The following is a 21,807-nucleotide window of genomic DNA, read 5'->3' on the forward strand; positions in this document are numbered from 1 at the left end:
CCCGGCGGACCGAGGCCGCGCTCAGCGAGCTGAGCGCGGCCTGCGGGCGCGTACGGTCAGCCGAAGCTGAGCGTGTGGAAGACGGTGACGTTGCCGGCCAGCCGCTCGCAGGCCTGGGCCGCCGCGGTCAGCCGGCCGGCGCCCGCCGGGTGGGTGCTGTCCAGCAGGATGCCCAGGGTGGTGCCGCTGTGCCCGACCACCACGCCGAGGCCGCCCACGGCCCGGCAGATCTCGATCATCGCCGGCAGCGACCGCTTGTGCCGCAGCACCTGGTTCATCTGCGCGCTGCGGGTGGCGATCCGGCCGACCGCGGTCAGATCCTGGGCCGCCACCGCGTCGGTCAGCTCGGCCAGCAGCGCGGCGTACTCGCGCCGGTCGGCCGCGGTGAACGGCTTCGGGATCCGGTTGAAGGCCACGGTGTCGACCGCGCCGCCCTCGTCGATGCTGACCACCGCCATCGACGGCAGCGAGCCCAGCCGGGCCCGCAGCCGCACGCTGCGGTGGTGGAACGCGACGATGGCCGGGTAGAGCACCCCGTCGGTCGGCTCGATCCGGGCCAGGTACGCCTCGATCCGGGTCGGCGGCATCGGCACGCCCAGCGCGTTGCCGACTGCCCGGGCCGTCGCCACCAGGTCGGCGGAGGAACTGGCCAGGCCCTTGCCCTCGGGCAGCGTGCTGTCGATGGTCAGCAGCCCGCCGACCGGGTCCGGCACGTCCTCCATGATCATCGCGGTGAGCCGCAGGGCCTTCGACTTGTGCGGCGGCCACACCGCGAGCCGCCGGGAACCGGGCGTCTGCTGGAACCGGGCCATCGTCCACCGGGCCACCGGCAGGGTGACCAGGAAGTCGCCGTCGTCCTCCGGCAGCACCCCCTGCAACAACTCGCCGAACGTGCCGAACGCCGAGCTCACCCCGGTCGCCCCGGCCCGGGCCGGGGTCGTGCTCGTGACGGTCATGCCGCTCCTCCCACCCGGGCCGGCTGCTGCACCGCGCAGGCGGCCCGGACCAGCTCGGCGGCGGCCTCCGGGCGGGACCCCGCGAAGTAGTGGCCGCCGTCGGCGATCTCGTGCAGCTCCACCCGGTCGGTGATCAGTTTCCAGTCCGCGTAGCGCGTCTCGTAGCCGGGGGTGCTCGGATCGTCGGCGGCGGCCACCACGTGCACCGGCGTCCCGACCCGGTGCCGGTCCGGCTCGGCGAGCATCCCGAGCAGGTGCCGGTTCGCGGTCACCACGTCGTGCCGGTACGCCGAGCCGACGACGTCCACCCGTTCCGGCTGCAACCCGTCGAGCTCGACGTACGCGCTGTCCTCGCGCAGCCGGGCCAGCAGGGTGGCGTTGTCGGCCGCCTCGGCCGCCGCCGACTCCCGGCGCAGCTCGCCGGCGCTCTCCACCAGCAGGGCGCCGACGAACACCCGTTCCGCCGGCGTGCCCGCCTGTTCCAGCAGCCGGGCCGTGGCCAGCGCCGCGGCGGCCCCGGCGCAGTGACCCCAGAGCAGCACCGGCGCCTTGACCCGCTCCCGGATCTCGGCGGCGACCCGCGCGGCCACCTGCGGCACGTCGGCCATCGGCTCGCGCTCGGCGGCCAGGTCGTGGCCGGGCAGCTCGACGCCGTAGACCGCGATCCCGTCGTGGCGCAGCGCGGTGGCCAGCGCGCGGAAGTTGACCGCGTTGCCGCCCGCGTACGGGAAGCAGATCAGCGCGTGGTGCGGGTTGGTCACGCTGGACAGCGGCTGCACCAGGCCGGCGCGGGCCGCCCCGGCGGCGCCGCGGTGGCCGTCGAGGACGGTCGCCAGCTCGCCCAGGCGCGGCGTGCCGACGAGCTGCTTGAGCGACAGCGCGCCGTTCATGCCGATCAGCATCCGTACGGCGGCCAGCGACGTGCCGCCCAGCTCGAAGAAGTCGTCGTCACGGCCGATGCGCTCCAGCGGCACGCCGAGCACCTCGGCCCAGCGCATGGCCAGCCGCTGCTCGGTCGGCGTGGTCGGGGCCACGTAGGTGGCGCCGCCGTGGCCGAGGGTGCCGGCCAGCCGCTTGAGCACCTTCTTGTCGATCTTGCCGTTCTCGGTCAGCGGCAGCTGGTCCAGCCCGTGGAAGTAGGTCGGGACCATGTACTCCGGCAGCAGGCCGGCCAGGAAGTCCCGCAGCTGCTCCGGCGCCGGCCCGTCGCCGCTGTAGAACGCCACGAGGTTGCGCATCTGCCCGGCGCCGTCGTCGATGACGACCGCGGACTCCCGCACGCCGGGGAACGTGAGCAGCTTGTTCTCGATCTCGCCGATCTCGATCCGGAAGCCGCGGATCTTCACCTGCTCGTCGCGCCGGCCGAGGAACTCGATCCGGCCCTCCGGCAGCCAGCGGCCGAAGTCGCCGGTGCGGTACATCCGGGTACCGGGGCGGAACGGGTCCGCGACGAACGCCTGCCGGGTGCGCTCCTCGTCGTTGATGTAGCCGCGCCCCACGCAGACGCCGGAGAACGCGATCTCGCCGGGGGAACCGAGCGGCACCAGGGCGAGGTTCTCGTCCACGACGTAGGTGTTGATGTTGCGCCGCGACGTGCCGACGGTCACGAAGTCGCGCTCGGGCGCCCGGTCCAGGATCTCGTGCATCGTGTCGTCGGAGACCTCGGTCGCCCCGTACGCGTTGACCAGGGCGATCTGCGGGTAGGCGGCGAACCAGCGCTGGACCAGCTCCAGCTTGAGCGCCTCCCCGGTGACCGACAGCGACCGCAGCCGGCCCAGCGGGCGGGGCCACTGCTCCAGGTGGGTCAGCATCACCTCCAGGTAGGAGGGCACCACCTGGGCCACCGTGACGTCGTGGGCGGTCAGCTCGTCGAGGAAGCCGCCGACCGAGAGCAGCACCTCGGTGTCGACGATCCGGACGCTGCCGCCGGCCATCAGCGGCGCGGCGAACTGCCAGAGCGAGATGTCGAAGCACTGCGACGCGGTCTGGGTGACGACCTCGCCGTCCCGCCCGGCCAGGCCCATGTCCTCGATCTTCATCAGCAGGTGGTTGAGCATCCCGGCGTGCTCGCACACCGCCCCCTTGGGCGCGCCGGTCGAGCCGGACGTGAAGTAGATGTAGGCGGCCTGCTCCGGAGCCACCGGCACGCCCGGATCGGTGCCGGGGCCGGCCCCGGCGAGCAGCCCGGGCACGGACAGCACCGCGGCGTCCACGCCGGCCGCCGCGACCGCCGCGCGGGCCAGGTCGTCGCTGCCCGGCTCGGCGAGCACGAACCGGCACTCGCTGCGCTCGAGCTGGGCGGCGACCCGGTCGGCCGGGAAGTCGGGGCGCACCGGCAGGTAGACCCCGCCGGCCTTGAAGACCCCCAGCGCGGCCGCGAGCCAGTCCAGCGTGCGGTCCAGCACCACCGCCACCGGGGCCTCGGCGGTCAGCCCGGCGGCCAGCAGGGCGTGCGCGATCCGGTTGGCCCGGGCGTTCAGCTCGCCGTACGTCAGGGTGGCCGGGCCGTGGCTCGCCGCCGGCCGGGCGGGATCGGCGCGTACCCGCTGCTCGAACAGCTCGTGGAACGTGGTCCGGGGCAGCTCGGCCCGGCGGCCGGCGAGCCGGTACAGCTGGGTCTCCATCTCGGCGTCGGACAGCAGGCTGCGGCGGTGGTGCGGGGCGGACGGGTCCTCGGCGGCGGCCCGCAGCGCGGCGAGGTGGTAGCCGGCGAAACGCCGGGCGTACCCGTCGTCGAGCACGGCCCGGTCGTGCCGCACGATCAGCTGCGGCGTGGCGCCGAGGTCGTACGAGACCCACAGCGGCGCCGCGCCGGCCGGCGCCGGGGGGCCGCCGAGGGCGGACAGATCCAGGACGATCTCGCAGTCGCCGGTCACCGGCGCGGCGGCCCGGGCCACCTCGATCAGCTCCGTCCAGGAGGAGTTGGCCACCTCGATCCGGCGGCCCGTGGGCGCCGACTCGCCGGGCGCGACGAAGCCGAAGTGCACCTCCCGCTCGGCCGCCACCGTGGCCAGCACCCGGGCGTGCACGGCCAGCAGCGTCGCCGCCCGGCCGGGCCCGGCCGCGGGCAGCCCGGCGACGAGCTCGTCGTCCAGCCGTACGCGCTGGAGGCCCGGGCCGGTCGCGGTGTTCGCCGCCTCCGTCCACCGTGGCGCGGCGGTCCCCGTCGCCTGCTTGCCGGCGCTCGTCATCGTCCTCGTCCCCCTTCGTACCCGTCCTGCACAGCCTGGATGTCGATCGAGAAGAGCGGCGCCGCCCGCTCGGCGTTGCGCTGGGCGGCCGCCGCGTCGTGTCCGGCGGCGACCACGCAGGCCAGCCGGTCCTGGAACGAGTGCGTCCGGGTGACCACGGCGCCCGGCACGGTCAGGGCGTGCGCCGCGACCACGCCGGGGCTGGCCACGGCCTGTGCCCGGCCGCGGACCGCGGCGACCCGGCCCTCGGCGGCCAGCAGCTGGAACCGGATGGCGGCGTGCCCGGCGGCCGGCGCGGCGGCGCGCGGGGCCCCGCCGCTGGCCCGGGCGATCACCGCGTCCACCAGGTCCAGGCCGGTCGCGGCCCGGACCGCGGCCGGGATCATGCCGCCGGCCAGCCGCGGGTTGACCTCGATCACGACCGGGCCGGCCGCCGACAGCCTCAGTTCGGTGTGCGCGGCGCCCCAGCCCAGCCCCAGCGCGGCCAGCGCCCGGCGGGTGGTCTCGCCCAGCTCGGCGCGAACCGCCGCGGGCACCGGCGCGGGCACGTCGTGACCGATCTCGACGAACCACGGCTCGGGACCGAGCCGCTTGCCCACCACCGCCCGGACCACGCCGTCGAACGTCTCGACGGAGAACTCGGGGCCCCGCACGGCGGTCTCCACCAGGATCGGCCCGGTCGGCCCGCCGTCCCCGCCGAGCAGCCGGGCGGCCCACTCGGCCACCTCGCCGGCGTCGGCGCACAGCCGGACCCCGGCCGAGCCGGACCCCGTGACCGGCTTGACCACCACCGGCGGGCCCAGGTCGGCCGCGGCGGCCACGGCCTGCGCGACCGAGGTGACCGCCCGGAAGCCCGGCACGGCGACGCCGGCGGCCGCCAGGGCCCGGCGCTGGTGACTCTTGTCGCGGCACCGGGCCACGGCCTCGGCGTCGGGCGCGGGCAACCCCAGCGCGGTGGCCACCCGGGCGGCCGCGGCCACGTAGTACTCGGAACTGGACGTGATGCCGGACAGGCCGCCGTCCCGGGCCAGCCCGGCACAGACGGCCAGGACTTGGGCCGGGTCGGCGGTGTCGAGGGTCCGGCTGTCCAGCCCGTCGTCGGCGACGTACGGGTAGCGGGCCGGGTCGCGGGCGAGCAGGACCGGCCGCAGGCCGCGGGCCCGGGCCGCGGCGGCGAACTGCCGGCCGGTGCCGGTGGTGTTGCTCTCCAGCAGGGCGAACCAGGGCCGGGTCATGCCGGGGCCCCCGTCCGGATCAGGTCGCGCACGGCGTCGTCGAGGGCGCGCGCCGCCGCCCGGGCCCGGGCCTGCCGCGCGCGGAACCACTCGGCGTGCCCGGCCAGCTCGGTCAGCGCGGCGGCCTGGGCGGCGTCGAACCCGCCCGGCCCGCCGCCGTGCACCTGCTCGGCGATCAGCTCCGCGAGCGGGGGCAGCGTCACTTCGGCGGCCGGTGCGGCCCGGCCCGGGTCGGCGATCGGCGGCAGGGTGGTCGCACCGGCCTCGACCGCGGCGCGTACGGCGGCGCCCACCGCGTGGTGCGCGGCCCGGAACGGCACGCCCCGGCGGACCAGCCGGTTCGCGACCACGGTGGCGGTGACGAAACCCTCGTGGGTCCGCCGCAGCATCCGCGCGGCGTCCGGCCGGGCCCCGCTGACCAGCACCTGGGCCAGCTGCACGGCGTCGCGCACGGCGGCCAGCGCGGCGCCGGCCCCGGCGACCGCCTCGGTGCCCACCTCGATCGAGTTGGTGAAGGGGGCGGACTTCATCGTCGCGGCCGCCGCCGTCCAGGCGCCGATCGCGCCGCCCGCCGCGGCCTTGAGGTGCTCCAGCAGGAAGGCGTTGCGCTTCTGGGGCATGGCCGAGCTGCCGCCGACGAGCCGGTCCGGGAAGGACAGGAACCCGAACTCCTGGGTGCTCCAGAGCTGGAGGTCGGTGCCGAGCCGGCTCAGCGTCACCGCCGCGGTCGCGGCCGCGGCCAGCGCCCGCAGCACGCCGTCGCGGCTGGCCACGGCGTCGGTGGCGTGCACCGGCGCGGCCTCGAAGCCGAGCAACGCGGCCGTCCGGGCCGGCTCGATCGGCAGGTCCGTGCCCGCGACCGCGCCGGCGCCCAGCGGGCAGCGGTCCAGCCCGGCCAGCACGTGGCGCAGGCCGAGCACGTCGCGCCCGGCGGCCAGGGCGATGCCGGTCAGGTAGTAGCCGTAGGTGACCGGCATGGCCGGCTGGAAATGGGTGTAGATCGGCATCACCGTGTCCCGGTGGGCCCGGGCCCGGTTCAGCAGCACGGCCTGCAGGCGCAGCAGCTCCGCGGCGAGGTCGCCCACCTGCTCGCGCAGCCGCAGGGCCGAGGTGGTGGCCTTGAGATCGTTGCGCGACCGGCCGGTGTGCAGCTTGCCGCCGACCTCGGCGCCGAGCTCGGCGGCGAGCAGGTTCTCGTAGGCGAGGTAGAGCCCGCGCGGGGCCGGCACCCCGGCCAGCTCGGCGAAGCCGGACGCGCGCAGCGCCGTGATGCGCCCCAGCAGCCGGGCGGCCACGTCGCCGGGCAGCAGCTTCTGTTCCGCGAGCATCACCACGTGCGCCAGGTCGACGGTGCTGATCTGGCCCAGCTCGTCGCGGATCTCCGCCGGGCCGGGGGCGCCGTACACGATGCGCCGGGTGCGCGGGCCGATCGTCGCGGTGAGGCGGCCGGTGCCGCTCATCGGGCGGCCTCGGCCGGCACCGGTTCGGCGGTACGGGCCACCGTGCCGGGGACGTCGTCGTAGCGGCGCCGGTTCCAGCGCAGCCAGGACCAGGCGTCGGCCGGGCGGTCGGCGGTCACGGTCTCCACCGGGCCGGCGGGCGCGTCGCCCAGGGCGTAGCCGTTGGCGGCCAGCCAGCCGTCGTCGTACGCGGTGCTCTGGTAGCGGTGGCCCTCGTCCGGCAGCAGCACCACGCACAGCTCGCCGGGGTGGCGGCGGGCGTACCACTCCGCCACCAGGTACGCGGCGCCGCTGGTGGGGCCCTGGTAGAGCGCGTGCCGGCCGTGCAGCCGGCGGGTGGCCGCGTACGCCTCCCCCGCGGTGCACCAGTGCACGTCGTCGAAGACGGTGTGGTCCAGGTTGGCCGGCCACAGGCTGTTGCCGAGGCCGCGCAGCGAACGGCGCCCGTCGGGCTGGCCGAACAGCACGCTGTGGTGGGTGTCCACGCCGACCGCCCGGGTGTGCGGGGTGGCGGCGCGCAGCCCGCGCACCGTGCCGCACATCGAGCCGCCGGAGCCGACCGGCCCGATCACGCAGTCGACCTGACCGAGCGCGCGGGCCAGCTGATCGGCGACCACGCCGTACGAGCGGGGGTTGTCGGGATTGCTGTACTGCTCGGGGCAGAACGTCCGGGCCCGCTCGGCGCGGACCTCGGCCAGCCGGTCGAGCCGGGACCGCTGGTACCCGCCGACCGGCGCCGGCTCGCGGCAGATCTCGACGGTGGCCCCCAGGTCCCGCAGCCGCCGGTGCAGGTGCACGTCGATGGCGGGGTCGCTGACCAGGACCAGCTCGCGGCCCAGCAGCGCGGACTGCATGGCCAGGGCCAGGCCGAAGGTGCCGGACGTGGTCTCGACGACCGTGGTGCCGGGCTCCAGGTCGCCGCGTTCGATGGCGCGGCGCAGGATGTAGCGGGCCGGCAGCAGCTTCATCAGGGTGAAGACGGCGCCGTAGAGGTTGGGGCCCAGCCGCACGAGGCGCGGCATCATCTGCGCCTCGGTGATCTCGTCGAACAAGGCGGTGGTGACCGTCATGACGTGCTCCCCCGGTGGTGTGGTCGGACATGGGACAGATAGACGTCGTCCAGCGTGGGTTTGGCGACGGAGAGGTCGGCGATCCCGATGCCCGCGCCGTCGAGGGTCCGGACGACCGCGGCCACGTCCACGGCGCTCGCCACGGCGACGCTGAGCCGCCCGCCGCCGCCGGGAACCGTCGACGCGTCCCGGCCCAGCGCCCGCCGCAGGCCGGCGACCGCGGCGGCGGCCGTGCCCGGGTCGGCCAGGACCACGTGCACCGAGCTCCCGCCGACCCGGCGCTTGAGCTCGTCGACGGTGCCGCAGGCGACCGTGCGGCCGTCGGACAGCAGCTGGATCCGGCCGGCCAGCCGCTCGGCCTCCTCCAGGTACTGCGTGGTCAGCAGCACCGCCGTGCCCTGCTGCGCGGTCCGGCGGATCAGGTCCCAGAGCGCGGTGCGGCTGACCGGGTCGAGACCGGTGCTCGGCTCGTCCAGGAACAGCACGGCGGGCGAGGACACCAGGCTGGCGGCCAGGTCGAGCCGGCGCCGGGTGCCGCCGGAGTAGGTCCGGGCCGCCCGGCCCGCCACCTCGCCCAGCGCGAACGTCTCGATCAGCTCACCGGCGCGGTCGCGGGCCTCGCGCCGGGAGGCGCCGCACAGCCGGGCCAGCAGCACGAGATTGTCGCGGCCGCTGAGGTTCTCGTCGACCGAGGCGTACTGCCCGGCCAGGCCGATCCGGCTGCGCACCTGCGCCGGCTGGCTCAGCACGTCGAAACCGGCCACCCGGGCGGAGCCCGACGACGGCGGCAACGCGGTCGCGAGAATCTTCACCAGGGTGCTCTTACCGGCGCCGTTGTGGCCGAGCAGGCCCAGGATCTCGCCCTTGTCCAGCCGCAGGGAAACGTCGTCGACAACCGTACGGCCACCGAATTTCCGGCTTATTGCGATAGCTTCGACAGCCGCAGTTATCACGGTGCGCCATTCTTGGTGGGAAACGAAACAGCGGGGCTGCGTACGGGCTATTTCTACTGCGTTTCCGCGGCGCCCGGCAATGGCCCGGGCAACTACCTGCCAGCCGAAACGACATCCGGTGCGCGGCGCCGGCCGGCGTGGCCACAAGTCACCGCGTTCGCCGGCAGCGGCCCGAGCCGGGCGGGCGGAATGGCGCTTGCGCGATTGTTCGCCGCCCGGCCGGGGCGCGGGTGCGCCCCGGCCGGGAAGAACCATTACGGACCGGCGAGGACTGCCGCCGGTCAGGCCGCGCCCACGTCCTGCTGCAGGAGTCCCAGCTCGGCCGCGCGCACCCCGGCCTGGAACCGGGACCGCGCGCCCAGCTCGCGCGCGATGTCGGCGACGTTGCGCCGGTACGTGCGCACCGACATGCCGAGATTGCGCGCAGCGGCCTCGTCGGTGACGCCGGAGTTGAGCGCGATCAGGATGCGCCGGGCCACGACGGTGCGCGACTTCTCGCTCAGCCGGCGGTAGTCGGCCAGCGGCACCCCGCCCTGCCAGGACGCGGAGAACAACGCGCGCAGGTTGCGCAGCAGCGCCGGGGCGCGCACCACGCACGCCTCGTCGCCCGTGCCGGTGGGGCCCTGGGTGCGCACCAGCGCCGAGGCGTTGTCCACCAACAGGATCTCCTGCAGCGGCGCGGCCACCAGGCGGATCCGCGCCCGGTGGGCGACCCGCTCCAGCCGGGTCACCGCGTCGGCGTCGTCCAGGACCCTGGTGGCCACCAGGATCCGGGCGTCCAGGCCGGTCGCGCCGGCCCGGGTCAGCACGTCCAGCAGCGGCAGCAGGGACCGGGCCCCCTCGCCGGGCAGGACCACGCCGACGAAGCCGCGCGCGGCGCCGGCCAGGCTCCGGGCCGCGTCGGCGACCGCGGTCCCGCCGGTGTCGAGCGCCGTCACGGAGTGCTCGTTGAGATAGTTGCGGTGCTTGCCCACGGCGCCCTCGACCAGGGCGCGGGCCTGGAGCAGCATGTTTTCGATCTCGTAGCCGGACGACGGCACGGCGGCCGGAACGGCATGCCCGCGTTCACCCTTGGACGCGCGAACGCCATCGAGAAATCTTGTCACAGCTTCCCCTCAAGCTTGACTAGATCGGATGTGGTGCCCCCGGTGGGAGGGCGGTACGCGACGTCAGACCGGCGCCGGACCAGCGGTGAGGCCGGGCTTCGGCAGCGTGGCGGAGTCGCGGACGGTGCGGCCGGGCGGCGGCGGGCACACGTCAGCCAGAGAATTAATCAATAAGAACCCCCGTGATGTCGTAGGCGTCAAAAGCACCCACCAACGGCACCGAGCGTACATAGTCGACACATCTGGGTCAAGACTAAGACGTTGACGTACGTCACTTGTCGGAGATTATTCAGCACCGCGGTAAACCTGTGAACAAACTGAATACGAGATGACGTGCGGCGGGGCCCGGGGATCCTCGCGGACCGGCCGCAAAACGCACGAGCCGCTGGCCGCGGGTCCTGGAGGGATCCCGCGGCCGGCGGCCCGGCAACCGTATTAGGTCTGCTGTTATGCGCAATTGTTTCAGCCTCGGACGGTGCCCCGGCGACGCTTCCGCAATGCTGTGGACAATGAATTCAGGGTGACGGCCACCCTTCGGGAAATCGAATGACAGTCACGGCTGGTCGGGATAGCGGCGTGAGCCGTACACCCGGCCGGCGGCGCCGCCGTCACCGGAACGCGGCGGGGCCTGGTGGCCCCGCGGCTCGGTGCGACCGTCGGGAGCCGGGTCCACGGCCGGCAGGAAGCCGTCGTCGGCCGGCGTCCCGCCGGCCCGGCGGCGGGCCCGCATCGTCCGGTTCACCACGAACCAGCCGAAGAGCAACACGCAGACCACGATGACGACGTTCTGGTAGGTGCCCACCCAGTCCTGGATCTCCGTCCAGTTCTCGCCGAGGCCGTAGCCGGCGAAGATGAAGATCGAGTTCCAGAGCAGGCTGCCGATCGTGGTGAAGATCAGGAAGGTGCTGAGCCGCATCCGTTCCAGGCCGGCCGGGATCGAGATCAGGCTGCGGAAGATGGGGATCATGCGGCCGAAGAAGACCGCCTTGACGCCGTGCTTGGCGAACCAGGCCTCGGTCCGGTCGACGTCGGCCAGCTTCACCAGCGGCAGCCGCTCGACGATGCGGCGTACCCGGTCGCGGCCGAGCAGCGCGCCGACGTAGTAGAGCGCCACCGCGCCCACCACCGAGCCGAGGGTGGTCCAGACGATCGCGCTCACCAGGCTCATGTCGCCGCGGCTGGCGGCGAAGCCGGCCAGCGGGAGGATGACCTCGCTGGGGATCGGCGGGAAGAGGTTCTCCAGGGCTACCGCGATGCCGGCGCCCGGGCCCCCGAGCTTCTCCACCAGATCGGTCACGAAGCCGACGATGCCGCCCTGCTCGGTTGACGTCTCTGCCGCCAGTACGGCGGTCCGGTCGAACAACGCCCACGTGGTGTCCATGGTCTCGACGCTATGGCGCGCCCTCGGCAGCCACCATGAGCTGCGCCGTTGACTTGTCGGTGGTCATCCGCACCGCCGCACTGTGGAAAACCACACCCCCGGCCGCCCTCGTCCGGTCACCCGAGACGGTCGTGCAGCCAGTCCGCCAGGCAGGCCATCTTCTCGCTCTGGATCTCGTAGAGGCAGTGGCCGCCCCGGGCGAACACGACGGTCTCGGCCAGGCCGGGACGGACCCGCCCGGCGAGCTGGCCGGCGTGCCCCAGCGGATAGATCAGGTCCTTGCCGCCGTGCAGCAGCAGGGTGGGCCGGTCGACCCGGGCGTCCTCGGGCCAGCGCCAGGCCGCGGCCCGGGCCTGGGCCGCGGCGGCGTCGGTGAGGCCGCACATCGCGCCGAAGACGTGCGCCCCGCTCGCGAACCGCACCACCGGCGCGCCCGGCACATCCGAGCCGCTCACACAGCAGGCGGCGTCGATCGCCGCGATCCGGGCGGCGCCCAGGGCCGCCCAGTACGCGCCGGCGCTGTGCCCCAGGATGCCGATGCGCTGGTAGCCGTACCGCCGGGCGGCCGCCACGACCCGGCGAAGGGCCTCGACCTGCTGCTCGTCGTCGCGGAAGGGCACGCCGTCGACCAGGCGCACCCCGCCCTGACCGGGGATGTCCGCGAGCACCACGTCCAGCCCCCGGGCCAGCAGGTGCCGCGCGGAGGTCTCGTGGCTCTCGGCCCAGCCGGTGTTCCCGCCGAGCACGACGACACAGGCCGGGGCGGTCCCGCCGGCGCTGCCGCGCAGCCGCCAGCCGTGCACCCAGCCCTCGATCATGATCCGTTCCCCGGCCGGCCGGCGCAGCGCCATCGCGCGGGCGAACGCCGCCGCGGACCGGCCGAACAGGTCGCGCATCTGCTCGTCGTCGCGGATCAGCGTGCTGTGGGCGCAGCGGTAGCAGGCCGCGGCGAGCAGGAACGCCTCCGCGGCCGTGGCCGGGTGCGCGCGCGCCGCGGCCGCGGCCGCCCGGGCCGACTGACGGTCGCCGAGCTCGACGAGGGTGGCGGACCAGTCCTCGCCGGCGCCGGTGCGCTCCTGCAGCTCGAAGACGTCGGTGAAGTCCATGCCCTGGGTGAGCATCCGGGCCGGGGGCATGCTGCGCTGGTTGCGGCGCAACGCCAGCCGGCCCGGGCTCCGGGTGGCCGGCGCGGTCACGGCCGGCCCGCCACGGTGGCGCGGTGGGTCACCTTGCGGCCGGCGCCGGCCACCGGGACGGCCTTGTGCATCACCGCGTAGTTGTCCCAGATCAGCAGGTCGCCGACGGTCCAGCGGTGGCGGTACAGCCGCTGCGGCGCGGTCGCGGTGGCGTAGAGCCGGGACAGCACCCGGGCCCCCCGGGCCTCGTCCAGGCCGTCGATCGTGCGCAGCCAGCGTTCGTTGAGGTGCAGCGCCCGTTCGCCGGTGTCCGGCTGCTCGCGGACCAGCGGACGATGCACGTCGCGCAGCTCGGCCAGCTTGCTGCGCTGTTCCTCCGGCGACATCCGCACCGTCTTCATCGCCGAGGCCACCGCCATGCTGCGGGCGGCGATCCGCCGGCAGGGGTAGAACGCGGTACGCCCGTCGATCAGCTCGCGCAGCTCCGGGTCCAGCGCCCGGTACGCGGCCCGCATGTCGGCGAACAACGTCTCGCCGCTGGCCGCCGGCGCCTCGATGCAGTGCAGCAGCGTGACCTCCGTCGGCACCTCGGCGTACGAGCCGTCGGCGTGCCAGTACTGACCGCCGGCGTTGGCGCCGAGCCCGGGCACGTTGGACTGCAACCGCAGCACCGGCCGGCCCGGCACCTGGTGCTCGCGCGGGAACACCACGTCGGGCCGGCCGAACCAGCCGGCCAGCTCGGTCAGCCCGCCGTCCCCGCCGGTGAAGCCGGTCAGGTGCAGGACCCCGTGCCGGCGCAGCAGGGCCCGCACCCGGTCCCGGTCCCGCGTCGCGGCCGTGACGGCCTCCAGGCGCAGCATCTCAGCGCCTCCCCGACCGGTCCGGCGGCGGCACCGTGATCAGCGCCCGGTGATAGCCCGCCGGGTACGGCTCGTCGACCGGCGCGCCGTCGACCTCCACCCAGGCGTGCGCCATGAAGGGGTTCATCCGGATGCCCGAGCACCAGGTGGGCCACGCGCCGTGCAGCCGGCACAGCAGCGCGACGGCGATGGCCCGCTGCACGCAGCCCTCCCCCGCGCACCGCACGCTGACCGCGACGACCGCGGCCCGGGCGACGGCGGCCTCGGCCGCGGTGGCCGGCCGGGCGCCGGTCCGCAGCGCGACCAGCACCCGGCGGATCCGGGCCGGGGACCGGCCGGCGAGCAGCCGGGCCAGCCCGACGGCGAGCAGCGGCGCCGGGCGCCGGTACCAGGACAGCCGGGGACGCTCGGTGATCGCGACCTGGATGCTCATGCCGCCAGCAGTCCCGCCTCGCGGAGCCGGCCGAGCAGCGCGTGCGCGTCCGCCTCGGCCTGCTCCGGGCTCACCGGGAAGGCGCCGGCCAGCGCCGCGCCGGCGTCCCGCGGGGTACGCCCGGCGAGCAGCTCCCGCAGCACCACGGCGCCGCTGCGGTTGAGCTGCCAGTACCGGCCGGTCCGCTCGTCGAGCAGGACCACGCCGTGGTCGGTCTCCGCGATCGAGACGCTCTCGTTGATCACTGTGGACATGTCACGCTCCTGACATCGGGACCGGAACCGGCTTCTGCTGCCGGCTCCTGAGCCAGTTCTCGGTGGCCATGGCGGCGTCGAGCGCGATCTGCGGCACGCCGGGTGGGTAGGCGGCCAGTGCCGCGTGGCGCAGGGCGGCGGTGTCGACCAGGCCGTGCTCGGCGACGAGCGGTCCGTCGAAGATCTCGGCCACCTGGTCGCGGTGCCGGCGCAGGCCCCGGAAGTAGTCCTCGGAGAACTCACCCTTGGTGGCCCGCCGCAGCGTCTCCACCGGCAGGGTGTCGCGCATGGCCGCGACCATCAGCGGCTTGTACGACCATGGCGTCGTCCGTTCCTCGGGCCGGACGGCGAGGCAGGCCTCGATGACGCGGTCGTCCAGGTAGGGCGCGTGCAGGGTGGCGCCCTGCGCGGCGGTGAGGCTCTGCGCGAGCCGGACCACCGAGCCGAGCTGACGGGCGATGTCCAGCCCGAGGTGCCCGGCCCGGTCCCGGGCGAGCGGCTCGGCCCCGGCGGCGAGCTCGCGGATCCGGGCCTCGAGCGCGCCCACGGCGTCGCGGTTGACCCACGGCGGCATCCGCAGCGGGTAGTCCCAGGCGAACATGGGCCGGGTCAGCGGCGGGAACGGCGCGACGAGGCTGCCGGCCTGCTCGGCGAGCCACGACCGGTAGCTGTGCCGCTCGGTCAGGGCGGCCAGGGTGGCGCCCAGCGACCAGCGCTTGAGGGAGCGGAAGCCGACCATGTGCCGGCGGGCCAGCAGCGGCCGGCGCCACACGAGGCCGTGCAGGTAGTTCGGCTTGGCCATGACGACCTCGTCGCCGCCGTGCCCGGTCAGGTGCGCGGTGGCGCCGTTCGCGCCCAGCCAGGCCGACACCCGCCGGATCCGCGAGACGGTGCGGATCCACCGGATCGGCTCGTCCAGGCCGGTCACCGGCTCGGCCACCCCGTCGAACATCTCGGGCAGCTCACCGGGCCGGAACACCTGGTGGGTGATGTGCCCGGCGGTGAGGACCTCGGTGCTGCCGGCCGCCCACACGTGGTCGTCGTGCACCGGGTCGGCGACGCCCATGCGGACGGTGGTCAGCCGCCCGGCGGTGCGCTCGAGGCTGCGGGCGGCCAGGAAGCTCACCGGCGTCGAGTCCAGGCCGCCGGAGAGGTCGGTGCCCACGTCGGCGTTGGTGGCGGTCCGGACGTCGACCGCCGCGGCGAGCGCGTCGCGCAGGCCGTCCGCGCCGCGGGCGACGCTCAGGTGCGGCTCGGGGGGCTGCCACCAGCGGTGCACCCGGGCGCCGCCGTCACCGGTGAGCGAGAGCCAGCTGTCCGGCGGCACCGCGCTGATCCCGCTCCAGAGCGGCTGGGCCAGCAGCGTCGGGGTGATGACCAGCAGCCGCGACGCCAGCGACACCGGGTCGATCGGCGCGCCGGTCAGCGCGGCGAGCACCGCGGCCCGGTCGGCGGCGACGGTGATGCCGCCGTGCCGGGCGTGGAACACCTGCCGGACCTGCGAGACCGTGCCCTGCGCCCGGACACGGCCGGCGATGCTGGCGACGAGGTGGCTGCTGCCGGCGAGCGACCGGGCCAGCCGGTCGACGCCGGCGGTGTCGCGGATGCGCCCGGCCCAGGAGCGCAGCTGGTCCTCGTCGAGGTCGTGGTGGCCGATGACGGCGAGCCGTACGTCGCCCGCCGCGGCCCGCACGAGCCGGCCGTGCTGCGGGCCGGCCGGCAGCCGGCCGATCAGCCAGGGCCGGCCGGAGGCGTGCGGGTGGACGAATTCAGCGCCGGGACGCACGGCGGCGGCCACGGCGGCCGCGGCCGGGTGGTCCGGCAGCACCAGGAACCAGGAATCAGTATCTGTCACCACTCACCTCGCTCGAGGAGGGTGCGGCGGACGCGACCCGACGGCCGCGTCCGCCGCACCTTTACGGGGCTTTCGGTCGTCAGTCGAGCGCGACGAAGAAGTCGAGCAGCGCCGGGCCGACGCCCTTGGTCAGCTCGGTGTAGTCGCCCAGGTCGACCAGGGCCGGAGCCTCGTAGGCGTTGTTCTCGAACAGCTCGTTGTCGACGTTGTTCTCGTTGTCCATGACTTTTCCTCCTCGTTTCGACATTGCCTTTCAGAACCCTCGAGGTAAGACCGAAGATACCGCAATGACATCGGCTTGAGTCAATGACAACTTATTGCCGGAAAGGCACCGGAAAAAGGTGGCCGCACCGTCACCCTAAAACGCCCGGGAGGGTACCGGCGCGCCCTTGACAGCTAGCTGCCACCACGCCCGCCGGCTGTCACGCAGGCCGCTCCCGGCCGATTGGCCGTTTACCGCCGGCCGCGCCGGCCCTTGAATCGTCACCATGGGAACCGATGCCGTCGCCCGCCGCCTGTGGGAGCTCTACGAGCCGCTGCACGCCGTCACCTATTTCGCGCCCGAGGCCCGGGCCGCCTTCGTCGACGCCGGACTGCGCGGGTTCTGGCGGGGCTACTTCGCCGGCCGGGCGGCCCCGCTCGGCCCGGTGCCGGCGGCGCCCGTCACCGCGTTGTTCTTCTCCTTCGCGCCCGCCATGGTGGCCCGGGCCCTGCCCGACGTGTGGCAGCGCGCGTCACCCGAGCAGACCCTGGCCGCACGTACCGACGGCGCGGTGGCCGCGCTGCGGGCGCTCCTGCCCCCCGATCCGCCGCGCTGGGCGGAGGCCGCCGACCTGCTGGAGGCCGCGGCCCGGGCCGCGGCGACCGACGGCCGCGCGCTGGGCGCGGCCAATGCCGCGCTGCCCCGCCCGGACGACGCGCTCGCGCGGCTGTGGCTGGCCGCCACGGTGCTGCGCGAGCATCGCGGCGACGGGCACATCGCCGCGCTGGTGACCGCCGGGCTGACCGGCCGCGAGGCTCTCGTGCTGCGCGACGCGCTGTACGGCGGCCGGGACCAGTTGCAGCCCAACCGCGGCTGGACCGACGCCGAGTGGGACGACGCCCGCCGGGCGCTGGCGCACCGCGGGTGGCTGGACGACGACGGCCGGCCCACCGCCGCCGGGGCGGACGTGCACCGCGTCGTCGAGGACCGCACCGATCAGCTGGCCGCCCAGCCGTGGTCCCCGCTGAGCCCCGCCGACCGGACCCGGCTGGCGGAGCTGCTGACCCCGCTGGCCGCCGCGGCCGAGGTGGTCATCCCCTATCCCAATCCGATGGGTGTCCCCCGCGCGGGGCGGGCGGACCGGGCCAGCAGCCAGGCCACCGGCACCGACAACCCGTACATCAGCAGCCCGTAGGCGAGCAGGGCCAGCACCACCGTGGCGGAGGCGGCCGACGCCACGAACAGGGCCAGCGACAGGTTCCGTACGGTGGTCGTCATCGCCACGGCCCGGCCCACCGCCGCCGGGCCGGGCCACGGCAGCAGCACGGACGCCAGGCACGCCGCCACGAGCACCGCGACGACGGCGACGGCCCTCCCGCCGAGCAGCGGCAGCCGGCCCGCGCCGGTCACCACGAAGTACGCCACCAGCGCCGCCAGCAGCACGTCGGCGACCCGCCGCGCGCCCCGGTGCACCCGGTGGGCGCGGCGGGGCCGGCGGCGCAGCAGCACCATGCCCGCGGCCAGCGGCACCAGTTGGGCGACCAGGGCGGCGCCGACCAGCAGCGCACCTCCGCCGCCGGCCGGGAGCAGATCGTGGCCGGCGACCGACGCCCAGACCGGGACGCTGATCAGGCCAAGCGGCGCGTGGATGCCCTGCAGGGCGGCGCTGACGGCCAGGTCCCCGCGGGCGTGCAGGGTCAGCAACGCGCCGGTTCCGCCGCCCGGCGACGCGGCGGCCAGCACGATGCCCAGCGCGGCGTCCGGGGCGAGACCGGCCAGCCGGGTCAGCGCCACGGCCGCGCCCGGCACGACGATCACGTTGAGGACCACGGCGGCCGCCAGGACCGCCGGACGGCGGGCCAGGGTGCGGAAGTCGCCGGCCGTCAGCGCCGTACCGATGGCCAGCATCGAGGCGATCAGCAGCGCGGCGACCGCGACCGTGCTCACCGGCGGGCCGCGGCCGGCCGCGCGGCCCGGCGGCGCAGGACGCCCAGCACGTGGGCCGCGTCGCGGCCGACGCCGCGCAGGGTGGCCGAGGCGAAGCTGCGCTGCCGCTCGAGACCCACGTAGCCCAGGCCCGGCACGGTCGTCGACACGCCGCCATCGTGCCGCGGCGCCCCCGCGGCGTCCAGCGCCCCGGCCTCGCGCAGGAACGGCAGGTGCGGCCGGTAGCCGGTGGCCAGCAGGACCACGTCGACCCGCTCGGAGCTCCCGTCGGGCCACCACGCGCGGTCGCCGTCGAGCCGGGCGGGGCACGGCCGGTGATCGGGCCGCCCGGCGCGGATCGCCGCCCGGTACCGGCCGTCGTCGATCACCGCCACCGAGCCCTTGATCAGCCGTGGGCCCAGCGACGCGGTGTCGAGGCCGGTGTGGTGCAGCCACCAGTGGAAGTCGCGGCCGAGCAGGTGCTGCGGCTGGAAGCGCAGCGGTCCGCGGGTGGTCAGGCTGACCCGGGCCACCGCGGCCAGCTCGACGGCGATCTGCACGGCCGAGTTGCCGCCGCCGACCACCAGCACCCGGGCGCCGGCGAAGGGCGCGGGGTCGCGGTACTGCGCGGAGTGCAGGACGGTCCCGGTGAAATCGCCCAGGCCCGGCAGCGGCGGCCGGTACGGGGCCCGGAACCCACCCGTCGCGGCCACCACCGTACGGGCCGTGACCACCGCGCCGCCGGCCGTCGTGACCCGGAAGCCGTCCCCGTCGGGCAGCACCTGCTCGACCGGGCTCGCGAAGCGCACGTCGGCCGCCAGGCGAGAGGTGTAGGCGGCGAGGTAGTCGACCACCTCGTCGCGGCGCGGGTAGCGCTGGGGGTCGCCGGGGAACGGGAAGCCGGGCAGCGACGAGAACCGGGCCGGCGAGAACAACGTCAGGCTGTCGTAGTAGGACGGCCACGAACCGCCGGGTCCGGCGGCGGCGTCCAGCACGAGCGGCCGCCGGCCGAGGCCGGCGGCGAGGTGGGCGGTGGCCAGGCCGGCCTGGCCGGCGCCGATGACGAGCAGGTCCGCGGTTTCCATGGCGTCAATGTATCGTCAAATCGCGTAATGACGAAATGTTGTCCCCGGGCGGCGCCCCGATGGGGCAGACTGGAACCCGATGACCACGCCACCGACCCTCGACGGGTCCGCCCGCGACTTCCTCAAGGCCCTGGCCAGCGAGACCCGCCAGCAGATCCTGACCATGTTCGCCGGTGGGCAGGAGCTCACCGTCGGCGAGATCGCCGACCGTTGCGGGCTGGGCCAGTCCACCGCCAGCGAGCAACTGGCCGTACTGCGCCGCGGCGGCCTGGTCACCGCGACCCGGCAGGGCAAGCTCGTGCGCTACCGGGCCGACCCGGCCACCATCGGCGCTCGCCTGACCGAGTTGCAGGGCTACCTGGCCTGCTGCTGCCCGCCCGCGGACGGGTCCGCGCCGGCGCCGGACTGACCGCCGGCGCCACCCGCTACACTTCATCGGTAATCGGCGATCGACGATGAAGGCGGGGCCATGGCAGACCTGCTCGACCGGGGCACCGCCCAGGAGTACGCCTCCTGGTTCCGGGCCCTCGCCGACCCCACGCGGGTGCAGATCGTGGAGTATCTGGCCCGGCGGGACCGGCCGCTGCCGGTGGCGGAGATCGTCGCCGCGGTCGGCCTGGCCCAGTCCACCGTCTCGCAACACCTCAAGGTCCTCACCGAGGCACGCTTCGTCCTGGTCGAGCCGGTGGGCACGGCCCGGCACTACCGGATCAACGCCCGCTGCGTCGCCTGCTTCCCGTCCGCCGCCGACGTCGTGATGGGCCGCCCGGCGCCGAATCGCTCCATGGGGTGCTCGTGACCGCCGTCGCGATCCGGGCCATGCGCGCCGCGGACGCCGCCCGGGTGCTCGCGATCTACCAGGCCGGCATGGACGCCGGCAACGCCAGCTTCGAACACACCGCCCCCACCTGGCCGGCGTTCGACGCGGGCCGGCTGCCCGCCCATCGCTTCGTCGCCGTCGAGCCCGGCGATCCCGGCACGGTGCTCGGCTGGGTCGCGGTCTCGGCGGTCTCCGCCCGCGCGGTGTACGCCGGCGTGGTCGAGCACTCGGTCTACGTCGACCCGGGCGCCCGCCGGCGCGGGGTGGGCCGCGCGCTGCTCGACGCGCTCATCGCCGCCACCGAGGCCGCCGGCATCTGGACCATCCAGTCCGGGGTCTTCCCCGAGAACACCGCCAGCCTCGCGCTGCACCACGCCGCCGGCTTCCGCACCGTCGGCATCCGCGAACGCGTCGGCCGCCACCCCGCCCAGGGCAACCGGTGGCGGGACGTGGTCTTCATCGAACGCCGCAGCCCGTACATCACCTGAGCCCGCCGCCCGGATCGGAGCCACCCTGTGCCCACCACGCCGGTCGCCGCCGGTCCGGCGACGCCCGCACGGCCGGCGGTGTTCCACGGCTGGCGCATCGTCGCCGTCTTCGCGGTCACCCAGACCATCGGGTACGGCACCCTCTACTACGCCTTCGCCGTCCTGCTCCACCCGATCGCCCGGGACCTGGGCACCTCCCCCACCACGGTCACCGGCGCGCTGACCACCGCCGTGCTGACCTGGGCGGCCATGGCCGTCCCGGTCGGCCGGTGGCTCGACCGCCACGGCGGCCGCGCGGTGCTGACCCTCGGCGCGCTCGGCGGCGCCACCCTGCTGGTCGCCTGGTCCCGGGTCCACGCGGTGTGGCAGCTCTACGCCGTCTTCGCCGGCCTCGGCGTCACGATGGCGATGGCCCTGTACGAGCCGGCCACCGCCGTGATCGTCTCCTGGTTCGATCCCGCCCGCCGGCCCCGGGCGCTGCTGACCATGGTCGTCGTCGCGGGGTTCGCCAGCACCGTCTTCATGCCGCTGACCGGCCTGCTCGAGGACCGCCTCGGCTGGCGCACCACCCTGCTGGTCCTCGCCGCCCTGTACGCCGCCGTCGCCGTGCCGCTGCACGCCCTCGTCGTCCGCCGCCCGCCGGCCCGGCCGTCCGCGGGCCCGCCGGCGACGCCGGCGCAGCGGCGCCGGCTGGTGCGCACGGCCCTGCGCGACAGCCGGTTCTGGTGCCTGGCCGTCGCCTTCGTCGCGCACGGCGCCGCCATGAGCACCATGACCGTGCACCTGGTGGGATTCCTGGTCAGCCGGGGCCACCCGGCGACCTTCGCCGCCACCGTGGCGGGGCTGCTCGGCCTGCTGTCGGTCACCGGCCGGCTGGTGCTCACCGCCGCCCAGCGACGCGTCCGCCTGCACCGGATCGTCGCCGCGGTGTTCGCCGTCCAGGCCACCGCCGCCCTGAGCATGCCCCTGCTGGCCGGCAGCCGGACCGGCGCGGTGCTCACGGTCACCGCGTTCGGGCTGGGCTTCGGCATCGCCAGTCTCGCCACCCCCCAGTTGCTCGCCGAGCGGTACGGCACCACCGCCTACGCCGGCATCGCCGGCGCCCTGGCCACCCCGGTCACGCTCGTCAAGGCGGGCGCCCCGCTCGGCGCGGCCGCCCTGCTGGGCCTCACCGGTGGTTACACCCCGGTGCTGACCGTCGTGGGCGCCGCCAGCCTGACCGCCGCGGCCGGCATCCTCACCCGCGCCACGGCGCCACTGCCGGGCCACCATCCCGGCTGACCGCCGCGGACGGCACGCCGGCCCGCCCCACATCGCCGCCGGCCCGGCGGCCCGGCTGACTGCCGCGGAAGGCACGCCGACCCGGCCCCCGCACCGCCGCCGGCCCGGCGGCCCG

General features: G+C 75.4%; 21 protein-coding genes. 5 read left to right on the plus strand and 16 right to left on the minus strand.

Features of this window, described 5'->3' with window-relative positions; genetic code table 11:
- Positions 1 to 56: 56 nt before the first annotated feature.
- From Ani05nite_RS39750 to Ani05nite_RS39815, 14 genes are all read right to left on the minus strand, one after another.
- Complete coding sequence (locus Ani05nite_RS39750; protein ID WP_203777214.1) at positions 57 to 956, minus strand: GHMP family kinase ATP-binding protein; 900 nt, start codon at positions 954 to 956, stop codon at positions 57 to 59.
- Positions 953 to 4,147: a non-ribosomal peptide synthetase family protein gene (locus tag Ani05nite_RS39755; protein WP_203777216.1), complete on the minus strand. Its 3,195-nt coding sequence runs from the start codon at positions 4,145 to 4,147 to the stop codon at positions 953 to 955. Before Ani05nite_RS39755 ends, Ani05nite_RS39750 begins: the two co-directional genes overlap by 4 nt.
- A complete protein-coding gene (locus Ani05nite_RS39760; RefSeq protein ID WP_203777218.1) occupies positions 4,144 to 5,382 on the minus strand; it encodes an ATP-grasp domain-containing protein in 1,239 nt (412 codons plus the stop codon). The genes Ani05nite_RS39755 and Ani05nite_RS39760 overlap by 4 nt, the downstream gene beginning before the upstream one ends.
- Entirely contained in the window at positions 5,379 to 6,842 is a 1,464-nt protein-coding gene (argH, locus tag Ani05nite_RS39765) for an argininosuccinate lyase (protein ID WP_203777220.1), read from the minus strand. The genes Ani05nite_RS39760 and argH overlap by 4 nt, the downstream gene beginning before the upstream one ends.
- The gene (locus Ani05nite_RS39770; protein WP_203777222.1) at positions 6,839 to 7,912 is read right to left on the minus strand and encodes a cysteine synthase family protein; all 1,074 of its coding nucleotides are present in this window, start codon (positions 7,910 to 7,912) and stop codon (positions 6,839 to 6,841) included. Before Ani05nite_RS39770 ends, argH begins: the two co-directional genes overlap by 4 nt.
- Positions 7,909 to 8,865 (minus strand): ATP-binding cassette domain-containing protein, encoded by a 957-nt coding sequence (locus Ani05nite_RS39775; protein WP_203777224.1) that lies wholly within the window; start codon positions 8,863 to 8,865, stop codon positions 7,909 to 7,911. The genes Ani05nite_RS39770 and Ani05nite_RS39775 overlap by 4 nt, the downstream gene beginning before the upstream one ends.
- Positions 8,866 to 9,146: 281 nt before the next feature.
- Complete coding sequence (locus tag Ani05nite_RS39780) at positions 9,147 to 9,971, minus strand: helix-turn-helix domain-containing protein (protein WP_203777226.1); 825 nt, start codon at positions 9,969 to 9,971, stop codon at positions 9,147 to 9,149.
- A 553-nt stretch (positions 9,972 to 10,524) separates the two neighbouring features.
- Positions 10,525 to 11,352, minus strand: a complete 828-nt coding sequence (locus tag Ani05nite_RS39785) for a DedA family protein (protein ID WP_203777228.1) — start codon at positions 11,350 to 11,352, stop codon at positions 10,525 to 10,527.
- A 116-nt stretch (positions 11,353 to 11,468) separates the two neighbouring features.
- The gene (locus tag Ani05nite_RS39790) at positions 11,469 to 12,548 is read right to left on the minus strand and encodes an alpha/beta hydrolase (RefSeq protein ID WP_203777230.1); all 1,080 of its coding nucleotides are present in this window, start codon (positions 12,546 to 12,548) and stop codon (positions 11,469 to 11,471) included.
- Positions 12,545 to 13,348: a TauD/TfdA dioxygenase family protein gene (locus Ani05nite_RS39795; RefSeq protein ID WP_203777232.1), complete on the minus strand. Its 804-nt coding sequence runs from the start codon at positions 13,346 to 13,348 to the stop codon at positions 12,545 to 12,547. Before Ani05nite_RS39795 ends, Ani05nite_RS39790 begins: the two co-directional genes overlap by 4 nt.
- Position 13,349: 1 nt before the next feature.
- Complete coding sequence (locus Ani05nite_RS39800) at positions 13,350 to 13,781, minus strand: lasso peptide biosynthesis B2 protein (RefSeq protein ID WP_203777234.1); 432 nt, start codon at positions 13,779 to 13,781, stop codon at positions 13,350 to 13,352.
- A complete protein-coding gene (locus Ani05nite_RS39805; RefSeq protein ID WP_203777235.1) occupies positions 13,778 to 14,035 on the minus strand; it encodes a lasso peptide biosynthesis PqqD family chaperone in 258 nt (85 codons plus the stop codon). Before Ani05nite_RS39805 ends, Ani05nite_RS39800 begins: the two co-directional genes overlap by 4 nt.
- 1 nt (position 14,036) lies before the next feature.
- Positions 14,037 to 15,890 carry an asparagine synthase-related protein gene (locus Ani05nite_RS39810; RefSeq protein ID WP_203777237.1) on the minus strand — a complete coding sequence of 618 codons (1,854 nt, stop codon included), beginning with the start codon at positions 15,888 to 15,890 and terminating at the stop codon, positions 14,037 to 14,039.
- A 79-nt stretch (positions 15,891 to 15,969) separates the two neighbouring features.
- Complete coding sequence (locus tag Ani05nite_RS39815; protein ID WP_203777239.1) at positions 15,970 to 16,113, minus strand: lasso RiPP family leader peptide-containing protein; 144 nt, start codon at positions 16,111 to 16,113, stop codon at positions 15,970 to 15,972.
- A gap of 265 nt (positions 16,114 to 16,378) precedes the next feature.
- On the opposite strand from Ani05nite_RS39815, the gene Ani05nite_RS39820 reads away from it, so the two are divergent.
- Positions 16,379 to 17,287: an SCO6745 family protein gene (locus Ani05nite_RS39820; protein ID WP_239131091.1), complete on the plus strand. Its 909-nt coding sequence runs from the start codon at positions 16,379 to 16,381 to the stop codon at positions 17,285 to 17,287.
- Here Ani05nite_RS39820 and Ani05nite_RS39825 read toward each other — a convergent pair.
- Both Ani05nite_RS39825 and Ani05nite_RS39830 read right to left on the minus strand, forming a co-directional pair.
- Positions 17,191 to 18,039, minus strand: a complete 849-nt coding sequence (locus Ani05nite_RS39825) for a bile acid:sodium symporter family protein (protein ID WP_203777241.1) — start codon at positions 18,037 to 18,039, stop codon at positions 17,191 to 17,193. The two genes, Ani05nite_RS39820 and Ani05nite_RS39825, sit on opposite strands and share 97 nt — an antisense overlap.
- Positions 18,036 to 19,103, minus strand: a complete 1,068-nt coding sequence (locus Ani05nite_RS39830; protein WP_203777243.1) for a flavin-containing monooxygenase — start codon at positions 19,101 to 19,103, stop codon at positions 18,036 to 18,038. The genes Ani05nite_RS39825 and Ani05nite_RS39830 overlap by 4 nt, the downstream gene beginning before the upstream one ends.
- A 79-nt stretch (positions 19,104 to 19,182) precedes the next feature.
- Here Ani05nite_RS39830 and Ani05nite_RS39835 point away from each other — a divergent pair, with 79 nt between their 5' ends.
- The 4 genes from Ani05nite_RS39835 to Ani05nite_RS39850 are packed head-to-tail and all read left to right on the plus strand — an operon-like array spanning position 19,183 to position 21,692.
- A complete protein-coding gene (locus Ani05nite_RS39835) occupies positions 19,183 to 19,512 on the plus strand; it encodes an ArsR/SmtB family transcription factor (protein WP_203777245.1) in 330 nt (109 codons plus the stop codon).
- A gap of 60 nt (positions 19,513 to 19,572) precedes the next feature.
- Entirely contained in the window at positions 19,573 to 19,902 is a 330-nt protein-coding gene (locus tag Ani05nite_RS39840; protein WP_203777247.1) for an ArsR/SmtB family transcription factor, read from the plus strand.
- Positions 19,899 to 20,411 carry a GNAT family N-acetyltransferase gene (locus Ani05nite_RS39845; protein WP_377882956.1) on the plus strand — a complete coding sequence of 171 codons (513 nt, stop codon included), beginning with the start codon at positions 19,899 to 19,901 and terminating at the stop codon, positions 20,409 to 20,411. Before Ani05nite_RS39840 ends, Ani05nite_RS39845 begins: the two co-directional genes overlap by 4 nt.
- 27 nt (positions 20,412 to 20,438) lie before the next feature.
- On the plus strand, positions 20,439 to 21,692 hold the full coding sequence (locus Ani05nite_RS39850; RefSeq protein ID WP_203777249.1) for an MFS transporter: 1,254 nt from the start codon (positions 20,439 to 20,441) through the stop codon (positions 21,690 to 21,692).
- The last annotated feature ends 115 nt before the right edge of the window (positions 21,693 to 21,807 follow it).

Origin of the sequence: Actinoplanes nipponensis (genome assembly GCF_016862275.1) — a bacterium.
GTDB lineage: Bacteria > Actinomycetota > Actinomycetes > Mycobacteriales > Micromonosporaceae > Actinoplanes > Actinoplanes nipponensis.

Coding starts and splice junctions, on each gene's coding strand:
- Ani05nite_RS39750 (WP_203777214.1), bottom strand. CDS start 956: ATGACCGTCACGAGCACGACCCCGGCCCGGGCCGGGGCGACCGGGGTG.
- Ani05nite_RS39755 (WP_203777216.1), bottom strand. CDS start 4,147: ATGACGAGCGCCGGCAAGCAGGCGACGGGGACCGCCGCGCCACGGTGG.
- Ani05nite_RS39760 (WP_203777218.1), bottom strand. CDS start 5,382: ATGACCCGGCCCTGGTTCGCCCTGCTGGAGAGCAACACCACCGGCACC.
- argH (WP_203777220.1), bottom strand. CDS start 6,842: ATGAGCGGCACCGGCCGCCTCACCGCGACGATCGGCCCGCGCACCCGG.
- Ani05nite_RS39770 (WP_203777222.1), bottom strand. CDS start 7,912: ATGACGGTCACCACCGCCTTGTTCGACGAGATCACCGAGGCGCAGATG.
- Ani05nite_RS39785 (WP_203777228.1), bottom strand. CDS start 11,352: ATGGACACCACGTGGGCGTTGTTCGACCGGACCGCCGTACTGGCGGCA.
- Ani05nite_RS39795 (WP_203777232.1), bottom strand. CDS start 13,348: ATGCTGCGCCTGGAGGCCGTCACGGCCGCGACGCGGGACCGGGACCGG.
- Ani05nite_RS39800 (WP_203777234.1), bottom strand. CDS start 13,781: ATGAGCATCCAGGTCGCGATCACCGAGCGTCCCCGGCTGTCCTGGTAC.
- Ani05nite_RS39805 (WP_203777235.1), bottom strand. CDS start 14,035: ATGTCCACAGTGATCAACGAGAGCGTCTCGATCGCGGAGACCGACCAC.
- Ani05nite_RS39815 (WP_203777239.1), bottom strand. CDS start 16,113: ATGGACAACGAGAACAACGTCGACAACGAGCTGTTCGAGAACAACGCC.
- Ani05nite_RS39820 (WP_239131091.1), top strand. CDS start 16,379: ATGGGAACCGATGCCGTCGCCCGCCGCCTGTGGGAGCTCTACGAGCCG.
- Ani05nite_RS39830 (WP_203777243.1), bottom strand. CDS start 19,103: ATGGAAACCGCGGACCTGCTCGTCATCGGCGCCGGCCAGGCCGGCCTG.
- Ani05nite_RS39835 (WP_203777245.1), top strand. CDS start 19,183: ATGACCACGCCACCGACCCTCGACGGGTCCGCCCGCGACTTCCTCAAG.
- Ani05nite_RS39840 (WP_203777247.1), top strand. CDS start 19,573: ATGGCAGACCTGCTCGACCGGGGCACCGCCCAGGAGTACGCCTCCTGG.